General features: G+C 64.0%; 10 protein-coding genes. 5 read left to right on the forward strand and 5 right to left on the reverse strand.

Going from position 1 to position 11,420, the window contains the following annotated elements; genetic code table 11:
• Positions 1 to 7: 7 nt before the first annotated feature.
• The 5 genes from NFV80_RS07400 to NFV80_RS07420 form a co-directional block, all read right to left on the reverse strand.
• Positions 8 to 1,654: an MFS transporter gene (locus NFV80_RS07400; RefSeq protein WP_295327836.1), complete on the reverse strand. Its 1,647-nt coding sequence runs from the start codon at positions 1,652 to 1,654 to the stop codon at positions 8 to 10.
• Positions 1,655 to 1,690: 36 nt separating this feature from the next.
• On the reverse strand, positions 1,691 to 2,938 hold the full coding sequence (locus tag NFV80_RS07405; protein WP_295327834.1) for a nitrate/nitrite transporter: 1,248 nt from the start codon (positions 2,936 to 2,938) through the stop codon (positions 1,691 to 1,693).
• 203 nt (positions 2,939 to 3,141) lie between these two features.
• Complete coding sequence (locus tag NFV80_RS07410) at positions 3,142 to 4,362, reverse strand: ABC transporter permease (protein ID WP_295327832.1); 1,221 nt, start codon at positions 4,360 to 4,362, stop codon at positions 3,142 to 3,144.
• Positions 4,356 to 5,066 (reverse strand): ABC transporter ATP-binding protein, encoded by a 711-nt coding sequence (locus tag NFV80_RS07415; protein WP_295327831.1) that lies wholly within the window; start codon positions 5,064 to 5,066, stop codon positions 4,356 to 4,358. Before NFV80_RS07415 ends, NFV80_RS07410 begins: the two co-directional genes overlap by 7 nt.
• Positions 5,067 to 5,142: 76 nt before the next feature.
• Entirely contained in the window at positions 5,143 to 6,627 is a 1,485-nt protein-coding gene (locus tag NFV80_RS07420; protein WP_296758275.1) for a TolC family protein, read from the reverse strand.
• A 351-nt stretch (positions 6,628 to 6,978) separates the two neighbouring features.
• On the opposite strand from NFV80_RS07420, the gene NFV80_RS07425 reads away from it, so the two are divergent.
• From NFV80_RS07425 to gmd, 5 genes are all read left to right on the forward strand, one after another.
• Complete coding sequence (locus tag NFV80_RS07425; RefSeq protein ID WP_296758277.1) at positions 6,979 to 7,359, forward strand: hypothetical protein; 381 nt, start codon at positions 6,979 to 6,981, stop codon at positions 7,357 to 7,359.
• Between the two features lie 98 nt (positions 7,360 to 7,457).
• Complete coding sequence (locus NFV80_RS07430; RefSeq protein ID WP_295327826.1) at positions 7,458 to 7,985, forward strand: transcription termination/antitermination NusG family protein; 528 nt, start codon at positions 7,458 to 7,460, stop codon at positions 7,983 to 7,985.
• 195 nt (positions 7,986 to 8,180) lie between these two features.
• Positions 8,181 to 9,224, forward strand: a complete 1,044-nt coding sequence (locus NFV80_RS07435; RefSeq protein WP_295327824.1) for a DUF4351 domain-containing protein — start codon at positions 8,181 to 8,183, stop codon at positions 9,222 to 9,224.
• Positions 9,225 to 9,499: 275 nt separating this feature from the next.
• On the forward strand, positions 9,500 to 9,685 hold the full coding sequence (locus NFV80_RS07440) for a hypothetical protein (protein WP_296758280.1): 186 nt from the start codon (positions 9,500 to 9,502) through the stop codon (positions 9,683 to 9,685).
• Between the two features lie 610 nt (positions 9,686 to 10,295).
• Positions 10,296 to 11,420 (forward strand): GDP-mannose 4,6-dehydratase, encoded by a 1,125-nt coding sequence (gene gmd, locus NFV80_RS07445; protein WP_295327820.1) that lies wholly within the window; start codon positions 10,296 to 10,298, stop codon positions 11,418 to 11,420.

Here is an 11,420-nt window from a genome sequence, read left to right on the forward strand (position 1 = left end):
TGGCAGATCAGGGATTCTTCACGTACGCGTTGGCGCGCAGGTAGAACCACCAGTTGAGCACCAGACACACGGCGTAAAACATGGAAAAACCGTACATTGCGATCTGCGGCGTGCCTGCCTTGATCTGGTCGCCGATGACAATGGGAGCGATGAAGGCGCCGTAGGCGGCGACGGCGGAAGTCCAGCCGAGTACCGGGCCGGCCTGCTGCCGATCGAAGATCACGCCGATGGTGCGGAAGGTCGAGCCGTTGCCGATGCCGCTGGCCGCGAAAAGCACGATGAACAGGCCGAGAAAGGCGGGGAAGTATTGCTCGGGGGTAGCCGAGGCATACGCCTGCATCATCACGTAGCCGACCGCGATCGAGGCGACCACCATCACCGCGGAGATGAACTGGGTGACGATCGAGCCGCCAAGCTTGTCGGAGATCCAGCCGCCGATCGGGCGCACCGCGGCCCCGACGAAAGGCCCGATCCACGCGTAGGCCAGTACAGTGGGCGCGTTCGGGTTGTTCGTGGTGTGCTGCATCACGCCGTTCGCGTCGGGCACGTGGCTGACTCCGAAGATCACCTTCATCGCCAGCGGCAAGGCCATCGAGAAGCCGATGAACGAGCCGAAGGTGACGATGTACAGCGCCGTCAGGCTCCAGGTGTGCTTGTCCTTGAAGATCGCGAACTGCCTGGCAACATTCTCCTTCATCGTGCCAAATGCCGCCAGCTTCATGATCAGCAGCGCGCTGACGATATCGAGCGGGATCGCGACCCACATGCTGATGAGGCCCAGGCCCGTGGGCTTGGGCAGGTAAAGGTAGAGGCCGAGGATCGACGGGATGAAGGCCAGCGTGTAGAGCCACGTGATCTTGGCGAACGCGACGATGGGGTTACCGGTGTCCGGCGAGACGCTCTTCAGGTTGTTCATGCCAAACCAGCAAAGAATCGACAGCGGCACCAGCGAGAGCACCCAGGCGAAGCCGGCGTTCTGGATCCAGGTCGGCGTGCTGGCCGGGATCTTGCCGAAAATCCAGCCGCTGTTCTTGAGCAGCGTCATTGGCTCGCCGCCAAAGGAGCCGAGCAGCGGCACTGTCATTACCAGTGGGATGACGATCTGCATCGTCGTCACGCCGAAGTTGCCGAGTCCGGCGTTGAGTCCGAGGGCGGTGCCCTGCAGCCGCTTCGGGAAGAAGGTGCTGATGTTCGACATCGAACTCGCGAAGTTTCCTCCGCCCACCCCGCACCACAGCGCCATCAGTTGGAAGGCCCACAGCGGCCAGTCCTTGTGCTGCAACACGATGCCGGTTCCGATCGCCGGTGCCAGCAGCATCGCGGTGGTCAGAAAGATGGTGTTGCGGCCGCCGGCCAGGCGGATCAGGAACGAGGCCGGAATGCGCATCGTCGCGCCGGCGATCCCGGAGATTGCGGTGAGCGTGAACAGCTCGGCCTGGCTGAAGGGAAAGCCGAGATTGAGCATCTGCACCGTGATGATTCCCCACATGCCCCAGACGGCAAAACCGCACAGCAGTGCCGGCACAGAAATCCAGAGATTGCGGTAGGCGATCCGCTTGCCGGTGTTTTCCCAGAATGCGTCGTCTTCGGGTCGCCAGTCGATGACGTCGGCCGAACTCGTGCGTACGGACGCGGCGGGCTTGGTGCTTTGCATAAGGGCTCCGATCAAGAAAGGGAGGGCGTGCGCACGCTAGGAGGCTCGGCGGCTATCGGCGCCCAGGAGATGGGTGCCGCGCACTTCGGTGTAGTACATCCATATCAGCGAAACCCAGACCACTCCGTACATCAGCATGAACGCGCTGGAACGAATGCCGGTGAGGTCCATGATCGCGCCGAACATGATCGGCAGCACGAATCCGCCCAGTCCCCCTGCCAGTCCGACGACGCCGGAAATGACCCCGATGTTGGCCGGATATTCGTCGGAGATGTACTTGAACACCGACGCCTTGCCGAAAGCCCAGGCGATGCCGAGCAGGAACACCAAAGCGGTGAACAGGTAGACGTTGAGGCCGATATGGAACGATCTGGGACCATTGACCGTCATGATGGTGAAGTCGGTCTGCGGGTAGCTGAGAAGGAACAGGCAGATCCAGCTCAGCCACAGCACCCACCAAGTCACGGCGTGCGCCCCGAAGCGGTCGGCAAGCCAGCCGCCGACGGCGCGCAGCACCCCGCCGGGCAACGAGAAGCAGGCGGCCAGCAGGGCGGCGTTGGTGATGGTCAGACCGAATTCGCCGACGTAGTACTGGACCATCCACAGGCTCATCGCGACATAGCCGCCAAAGACGATCGAATAGTACTGGCACAGCTTCCAGACCTTGGGATCCTTGAGCGCCACCAGCTGTTGCCGCCAGGTGATCTTCGAATCGACCAGATGCGTCGGATCGGAATGGCTGAACAGCCAGAAGATCAGTGCGGTGGCGAGCATTGCTCCGGAATACACCTGGGGAACCGCGGTCCAGCCGAACGCGACGATCAGCGCCGGCGCGACGAACTTGTTGACCGCAGCGCCCGAGTTTCCGGCGCCGTAGACGCCCATCGCAAAACCCTGCCGTTCCTTGCTGAACCAGCGTGCGACGTATGGCGTGCCGACCGAGAACGAGCCGCCGGCCATGCCGACGAACAGGCCGAGGACCAGGAAGTGCCAGTACTCGGTGGCGTAGGAAATCAGGAAGATCGGCACGACACAGAGCATCATCAGCACGAAGAGGACGATGCGGCCGCCGTACTTGTCGGTCCACATTCCCAGGGGCACGCGGATCAGCGAGCCGGTGAGCACCGGCGTCGCCGTCAGCAGGCCGAATTCGGTGGCGTTGAGGCCGAGCGTGGTCTTGATCGGGATGCCGATCACGCCAAACATCATCCACACCATGAAACAAACCGTGAACGCCAGCGTGCTGACGATCAGCACCGCCAGCCCTTGCCCCTGCCTGCTCATAGAAAAGATCCCCGTCCCTGCGTGTCGATCGAAACAGGAGAAGGCTAACGCAGGACCCTGATCAGCCAACTTGATGCGGATCAAGATTAGAAAAATCGCTGGTCGGGCGCTCGCCGACGAGGTAGGCGGCAGGTTTCCGGCGCCGTTTCGGTCATTCCGCGACGAGCAGGCGGGGGCGGCCGGTGCCCGTCTGCCGCTGCCGACTACTGATGCCGCAGCGCCTCGATCGGGTCGAGAGCGGCGGCGCGGAGTGCCGGATAGTAGCCGAAGAAGATACCGACGCCGGCGGCGACAGTGAAGGCGACCAGGATCGAGGCACCGGAGATGACGATCACCATGTCGGTCAACGCGTTGGTCAGAAGCGCCCCGCCGATGCCGAGCAATAGTCCGATCAGGCAGCCGGCGATCGAGATCATCAGCGCTTCGAGCAGGAACTGGGCGAGGACATCCCTCTGACGCGCGCCGATCGCCATGCGGATGCCGATCTCGCGCGTGCGCTCGGTTACCGAGACGAGCATGATGTTCATGATCCCGATGCCGCCGACGAGCAACGAGACCGAAGCAATCGCGCCGAGCAGCACCGACATCACACGCGTTGTCTCGGCGGCCGAATCGGCGGCGGCCGCCAGATTGCGCAGGTAGAAATCGTTGTCCTGTCCCTCGCGCAGGCGATGGCGCTGGCGAAGCAGCGCGACCATGCTCTTCTCGACCGCCGGCATCGCTTCGGCCGAATTCGCCTGCACCAAGATCAGACGCACCGAGCCCGGAAACGGGTTGCCGAAAACCTTGCGCTGCGCGGTGGTCAGCGGAATGATCACGGTATCGTCCTGGTCACGGCCGTCGAGATTCTGCCCCTTCTTGCCGAGCACGCCGATGATCATGAACGGGCTCTGGCCGATGCGCATCGTCTTGCCGAGCGGATCGTCATTCGGGAACAGATTGTCGGCAGCGGTCTGGCCAATCAGAGCCACCCGCGTCGCCGCGCGCACATCGGAGTCGCCGAACGGGTAGCCGCTGACGATCGTCCATGCGCGCGCATCGAGGTAAGGGGGCGTCGTGCCGACCACCGTCGAACTCCAGTTGCTGGCACCGGCCACCAGTTGCTGTGTACCCTGCTGCACGGGAGCGACGTTGACCACGCCGTCGAGCTCGGCGATCGCCGCGGCGTCGGCGATGGTCAGCGTCGGACCACCACCCCCGCCACTGCGCAGCCCGCCGGCGCTGGTCGATCCCGAGATCAGGATGTACAGATTGCTGCCCATGGTGCTGATGGTTTGCGCCACGGCGTACTGTGCGCCCTGGCCGATGGCCATCATCAGCACCACCGAACCGACGCCGATCACCATGCCAAGCATCGTCAGCGCGCTGCGCAGGCGGTTGATCCCCATCGCCTGCCAGGCTTCCCCGAGCATTGCCCTCAACATGCGGTGGGCACGCGCGCCGGGGTCGGCGCGTCACTGACCACGCGTCCGTCACGAAAACGCACCTGCCGCCCGGCGTGCGCGGCGATGTCCGGTTCGTGGGTGACCAGAACGATCGTGATGCCCTCGCGGTTGAGCGCCGCAAACAGCATCATGATTTCTTCGCTGGTGTGGCTGTCGAGGTTGCCGGTCGGTTCGTCGGCGAGGATCAACTGCGGCGAGTTGACCAGCGCCCGCGCGATCGCCACGCGCTGCTGCTGTCCTCCGGAAATGCGGCTGGGCAGTGCGTTGCCATATTCGCCGAGGCCGACCCGGGCCAGTTCGTCCAGCGCCCGCCGCTGCCGCTGGTCGCGCTCGACGCCCGCGTAGACCAGCGGCAGCGCGACGTTGTCGGCCAGTGTCATGCGCGGCAACAGGTTGAAGCCCTGGAAGACGAAACCGATGCTGCGGTTGCGCAACTCCGCCAATTGGTCACGGCTCAATTGCGCCACGCGCTGGCCGGTCAGGAAGTATTCGCCACAGCTCGGTGTATCGAGACAGCCGAGCAGGTTCATGAAGGTCGACTTGCCCGACCCCGAAGGTCCCATGATGGCGACGAACTCGCCCGCCTGGATTTCGAGGTCGACTTCGCGCAGCGCCGGGAAGAGTCCTGCGGCGGTGCGGTAGGACTTGCCGAGACCACAGACGCGAATGACCGGGTCGGCCATCAGAGAAATTCCGTGTCGACCGCGTCGCGCCGCTCGCCAATCGGCGGAAGCTTCGGCGGTCGCCCCCAGACGGTGCTCATCGCGGGCCGGACGGCCGCGTGGCCTGCGGCCGATTGCTGCCCATCAGCAGAAGCTGGCCGTCGAGCGTGCCGACGGCCTTGGCCAGAGTCGCGCGCGACACATACCAGTCGAGCATCGCCTGGATGCGTTGCAGGCGGGCATTGGCCAATGCGCTTTGCGCATTGAGGACGTCGAGGATGTTGCCGACGCCGGCCTTGTATCTTCCCAGCGCGACTCGTTCCGATTGCTCGGCGCTGGCCAGCAGGTCGACACTGCTGCGTACCGTCTGGGTGGCGGTGGCGAGGCTCTGATACGCTTCCCAGACGTCCAGCGCGATCTGCTGACGGACATTGTCGCGCCGGGCGGTCTGCACCTCGGTCCGCGCTTCGGCGGCGCGGACGTTGTACGTGGTGTTGAAGCCGGAGAAGATCGGCAGATTGACGGTCAGGCCGATCGAGCTGCCGTTGGCCGTGGCGCTGCCGAGATCCGCCCATTGCGGACCGGCGCTCAGCGAAAGCGTCGGCATGCCAGCGGCGCGTGCATAGTCGACGCCGGCTTCGGCGGCCCTGAGTTCGGCTTCCGCGGCCTTGAGGTCCGGTCGCTGTTCGCGCGCTTCGGCAATCAGCGCCGCGACGTCGCCTTCGAAGCTCGCGTCCGGCGGCGTCGCTGCGAGGTCGTCGAGCCGCAACGGCTGATTGGCGTCGAGTCCCATGACGTTGGCCAGGCGGCCGAAGCTGTTCCGCAGCAGGCCTTCGGCGCGGATGCGGCTGAGTGTCGCCTGTGACCAGGCGGTCTGCGCCTGCAGTCGATCGGCCGGGGTGCCGGTGCCGACACGATAGCGGACCTCGGCGGCGGTGAGGCTCTCGCGACTGGCCCGCTCCGTCTCCAGCGCGGCAGCCACCGCCGCCCGCGCCGCCTGGGCGTTGTAATACGCCTGCAGGGCGTTGAGAAAGACGCTTTGGACCGTCGAGTCGAGCGTCGAGACGGCGGCGCTCATCAACTGCCGGGCGACTTCGAGGTTGGCCGAGCGGGCGCCGAAGTCGAAGAGCAGCCACGAGAGGGTCAGCGAGGCACTGCGCTGCTGGGCGCTCTGCGAATCGATCCTGACCCGGCTGGCGTTGGCTTGGCCGTTGAGCGTCGGCAGCAAATCGGATTCGGCGAGACCGACCTGGGCGGCCTGCACGCGCGTTGCCGACCACACCTCGCGGGTGGTCGGATTCCTGCAAAGTGCCAGGTTCACGACTTCGAGCAGGCCATAGGGGGCATCGGCTGGCAACGGCTGGCAGGGCGGCGCGGCGCGTTCGCCGTAGAGCGACGGGCGCGGTGGGACCAGCGAGCGGGTGGCGAAGGGGTCGCGCAGTTCGAAGGCGGGCAAATCTCCGGCCAGTGTCCCCAGCAAGAGTGTGGTGATGACGACGTTTCGGGCGTTGCCGCCCTGCTGCCGATCGCTCGTAGGCGCCAAGGCGGGTTTGGCGAGTGCTGGAGGTGTGATCTGAACCATTTTTCGCTAGTATAGCCAGAGGGGGAACGATCTCGTGTGCGTGGCAGTGATCCAGCGGCTGGCATCGAGATGAACCGGATCGTCATTTGCCCCGATGATTGGCGGCTGTCGCGCGGCTTGCTGACGTTGGTGCGCCGTCCCGACGGGGGGCGCTCCGCATTGCCGCTGACCGTACATCGTCCGAGCATGCTGGTCGGCGACAGCGCAAGCGGGCGCATCATTTACTTCCAGGCCTTTTTGTCACCTGTGCGAATTCCTCTCGGGGCGGAGCACCCTCGGCCTGACACCGAAATTCGGCCAGGCAAGGCTGGACATCGTCCCCGCCGACTGCGTTGCCAGGATCATCGCCTGGTGGACTACGATGACGATCAGCGGCGGCGGCGCATCCTGCATTCCTGCTCGGGGCCGGATCTGGCGCTGCCGCTGTACCGCCTGCGCGACCGTGTGCGGCAGGCGTATTCGCTTGCCGGCCGCCGGCTGCCACCGGTCATCAATCTGCCCACGGGAGTCTTTCGGGCGATCCTGACCGGCGTCACCGTGCTGATGTCGGACGAGGCCAGGCGCGCGGTCAGGACGCTGCCGCCATTCCTCGATTGCCTCGCCACCGACCGGGCCTTTGCCAACCGGGATACGCAGCAACTGGTTGCCGATGCCGGTCTGCCCGTACCGGATCTTGAGCAATACCTCGACCGTGTCCTGCACTACCATCTGGATGCTGCGCGAGCCGATTGACGGGAGAGGGCGGATCCGGAGATACTTGCACACTCAGTCGGACATCCGCTTCTTCCGCGGGTCCCGCAAGCCCAGAGCGGTCTCGCCTTCGTTCTCCCTTGCTTTCCAATCCGCCCCTGTCCAATCACTCCAATAGCTGGTATGTCTGTTTCACCAAGCCTCGCCAGGAGGCTCTGGCGAAGCGTAAGCTCGAGGAACAGGGGTACGAGGTCTTCCTTCCGATGCTCACGCAGTGGGAGAGGAAAAAGGAGGGCTGGGCAAGAAAGCAGCAGGTGATGTTCCCTCGCTACGCTTTCCTGCGTTGTGGTCGCCCCGGGCAAAGCATCGGCCCGGTCCGCAGCACACCCGGGATGAGCGGGCTGGTGACCTTCGGCATGATCCCGGCGACGCTCGACGAATCGATCCTGGAAGCGATCCGCGCGCTGGTCGAGCGCCAGGAAAACCGGTCAAATGAGGAACTATTTCCTTTCCAGGCCGGCGACAGCGTGGAAATATGCGATGGTCCGCTGAAGGGGATGTCCGGGATCGTTTCCGCCGTCGCCACGGAACGGGTGACGGTGCTGCTTAGCCTGCTCGGTCGGGAAAAGCCGGTCGCGATACCTCCGGATCAACTGGCCCTGGGGTAGGTGTCGTCGGGCTGCATGGCTGAAGTGCTGAATGCTGTGAGGCATTCGGGCATGGCGGTAGCGTGCCCGGAGAATCGAAGACGAATTCGGCCGGAAGCGCGCCCGAACAGCGCCACGCGCGCAGCAGGAGACGACTTCGAACGCGGCTCCGACGACTCATAGCCCTTCATTCCGGAACCGCTGCCGCTGCCCCGCGTGACCGAAACCGATACCTCTGACAACGTCGCCGACAGCTACGACAGTCCGTGGAAGGACATGCTCGAACATGCCTTCCCCGAGTTCATGGCCTATTATTTCCCGGCTGCCGACGCAGAGATCGACTGGACGCGGGGCCACCAGTTCCGGAACACCGAACTGCGGCAAGTCGTTCGCGACGCCGAACTCGGCAAGCGCTTCGCCGACGCGCTCGTCCAGGTCACGCTGACCAATGGGGAAGAACGCTGGATCTACATCCACGTCGAAGTTCAGGGTCAGCGTGATGCCGATTTCGCGCAGCGCATGTTCACCTACAACTACCGGCTCTACGACCGCTACGCCTGTCCGATCGCCAGCCTTGCCGTACTCGCCGACGACGACGAAGGCTGGAAGCCCGACCATTTCGGCTTCGAGGTACTCGGCTGCCGCCACCACCTGCATTTCCCGATCGACAAGCTCAGCGAGTCTTGCCAAGACCTTGAGAACCTGGACGCCAACCCCAACCCCTTCGCCCTGGTCACAGCCGCGCACCGCCGCACCCGGCAGACGCGGCATGACGCCGAAGCCCGTTACCAGGCCAAGCGCAGTCTCGTCCGCCTGCTGTATCGACAGGGCTGGGAGAGACAGCGCATCCTCGACCTCTTTGCGGTGCTCGACTGGATGATGCGGCTGCCGGATGCCCTGGAACAGAAGTTGTGGAAAGATATCGAAGCGATGGAAGGAGAAACGCGAATGCCCTACGTCACCAGTGTCGAACGCCTCGCCACGCAGCGCGGGATGGAGCAAGGCATCCAGCAAGGCATCCAGCAGGGTATCGAGCAAGGCATCGAGCAAGGCATCGAGCAAGGCATCGAGCAAGGTACGGAGCGAGGCGAGCGGATCGGCGAAGCGAGGGTCGTCGAGCGGTTGCTTGCCCGACGCTTCGGCCCGCTCAGTGCCGAAACCCGTGCGCGCCTGCAAGCCGCCACACTCGAACAGCTCGACCGCTGGGCCGAGAAGCTTCTCGACGCCGCCACGCTCGATGAAGTCTTCAACGAAAACTGAACTTTCCTGACGTCATTTTCGGTGCGGGGGTCAGAGGGACAACCCGCGCAAACGGCCGACAACACCGACCGAGCGGCCTGGCCCACGCGAAATCGGTGGGTGCCGAGTGCCACGCCAACTGCCGACGTACCCGCATCGCCGTACACCGTCGGACGGACGCCCTCCTGGGCAAGCAGATTCGCGCCCGTGAATTTGTCGTCGCCGTTCCGTTCCACCATCTGTACTGGGACAGAATCGCCGACCCCACCCGCCGGCCTTCCTGCCGGGATCAAAGCATGAGACTGAGCGCAACGGGACATTCCGCAATCCGTGAGCGGAAAAACCTGATCGCTCGGGAATACGCGACGGAAAAAAGGCGCCAGATCCAAAGGGCTGTCGCAGCATTGTCCCCGATACTCCTGGCGATCGTGCCGAATGTGATTAAAGACGCCGCGATCATCGTCGATAAGTACACAGGATGAGAACCCGTATGGCAGAACGGCGGTCCGCACGGATCGGAGGACCTCCGAATGGCACTCGCAGCGATGGCAATCCGCTGATCGATGAAGCAGCCAGCGAGGGGGGTGACCGGCGCCCGGCTTTTGCCGGCCACGGCTGCATTGCCATGCCGACCAGCGGCCGCTGTGCTGATCGGCGAAGCCGAAAGGCGGGGCTGGGCCTGGCGGTTCGGGTGGGCGAGCATCACGCGTCGCACGGTTGGGGTAGCTCGAATCGCCTCGAAGTGCCGACTCGATAGGCCTTTCGCAGGTATCCCGCGCCGGCCGATCGACTCGGCCGCAGACGGCGCGGAACTCGCCCGGACGCGGGAACGGGCGGAAAACGTGAAGGAATGCACATCCCGCTGGAGCCCGCGATGAGATCATGCGGGCAGGTCGCGGTGCCGGTGTTGCGCGCGGTGCTGTACCGACCGCTATTCTACGAGAGCGGATGAGACTGCTGAATGGGAGAACATTCGGGCATGGCGGTAGCGTGCCCGGGAGGGTCTGGCACCTTCGCCCACAGGAGTGAAAGGGCGTGCTGCCAAGTCACACAGCCGGTTCTTGTTGCGAAGACTATGCAAGGGGTTTTCTATTGGAAGCAAATCGGAAGGTAGCCCTGATCACCGGTGTTACCGGCCAGGACGGAGCCTATCTGGCAGAGCTGCTGCTCGAGAAGGGCTACGAGGTTCACGGCGTCAAGCGCCGGTCGTCGCTTTTCAACACGGATCGGATCGACCACCTCTATCAGGACCCGCACGAACCCGGGCGGCGTTTCATTCTGCACCACGGCGATCTCACCGACTCGACGAATCTCATCCGCATCATCCAGGAAGTGCAGCCGGACGAGATCTACAACCTCGCCGCGCAAAGCCACGTCGCCGTGAGCTTCGAGGAGCCTGAGTACACTGCCAACGCGGACGGTCTCGGAGCGCTGCGCATGCTCGAGGCAATCCGCATCCTGGGCCTGGAGAAGAAAAGCCGCTTTTACCAGGCGAGCACCTCCGAGCTCTATGGTCTGGTTCAGGAGATACCCCAGAAGGAAACGACCCCGTTCTATCCGCGCAGCCCGTACGCGGTCGCCAAGCTGTATGCCTACTGGATTACCGTCAATTACCGCGAGGCGTACGGGATCTACGCTTGCAACGGCATTCTCTTCAATCACGAAAGCCCGGTGCGAGGCGAAACGTTCGTTACCCGCAAGATCACCCGAGCCATCGCGCGAATCGCGCTGGGCCTGCAGGATTGCCTGTACCTCGGTAATCTGAGTGCCCTGCGCGACTGGGGACACGCCCGGGATTACGTCGAGATGCAATGGCTGATGTTGCAGCAGGAGCATCCCGAAGACTTCGTGATTGCCACCGGAGTGCAGTACAGCGTGCGACAGTTCGTCGAATTCGCTGCCGCCGAATTGGGGATCAGCGTTGGCTTCGAAGGCGAGGGCGTCAACGAGGTTGCCGTCGTGACCAGGGTCGAGGGCGATCAGGCGAAGGTCAAACCGGGGGCGGTGATCGTTCGCGTGGATCCGCGCTACTTCCGCCCGACGGAAGTGGAAACCCTGCTGGGTGATCCGAGCAAGGCTCGCGAAAGACTCGGCTGGAGCCCGACAACCAGTCTGCGCGAACTGGTCAGGGAAATGGTACTGGCCGATCACGCGGCGGCGAAGCGCGATGCGCTGGTCAAACTCGCCGGCTTCAAGACCTTCGAACATTACGAGTGA

It is taken from the genome of Accumulibacter sp. (assembly GCF_023806565.1).
Classification (GTDB): Bacteria; Pseudomonadota; Gammaproteobacteria; order Burkholderiales; family Rhodocyclaceae; genus Accumulibacter.

Coding starts and splice junctions, on each gene's coding strand:
- NFV80_RS07400 (WP_295327836.1), bottom strand. CDS start 1,654: ATGCAAAGCACCAAGCCCGCCGCGTCCGTACGCACGAGTTCGGCCGAC.
- NFV80_RS07405 (WP_295327834.1), bottom strand. CDS start 2,938: ATGAGCAGGCAGGGGCAAGGGCTGGCGGTGCTGATCGTCAGCACGCTG.
- NFV80_RS07410 (WP_295327832.1), bottom strand. CDS start 4,362: ATGTTGAGGGCAATGCTCGGGGAAGCCTGGCAGGCGATGGGGATCAAC.
- NFV80_RS07415 (WP_295327831.1), bottom strand. CDS start 5,066: ATGGCCGACCCGGTCATTCGCGTCTGTGGTCTCGGCAAGTCCTACCGC.
- NFV80_RS07420 (WP_296758275.1), bottom strand. CDS start 6,627: ATGGTTCAGATCACACCTCCAGCACTCGCCAAACCCGCCTTGGCGCCT.
- NFV80_RS07440 (WP_296758280.1), top strand. CDS start 9,500: ATGAGACTGAGCGCAACGGGACATTCCGCAATCCGTGAGCGGAAAAAC.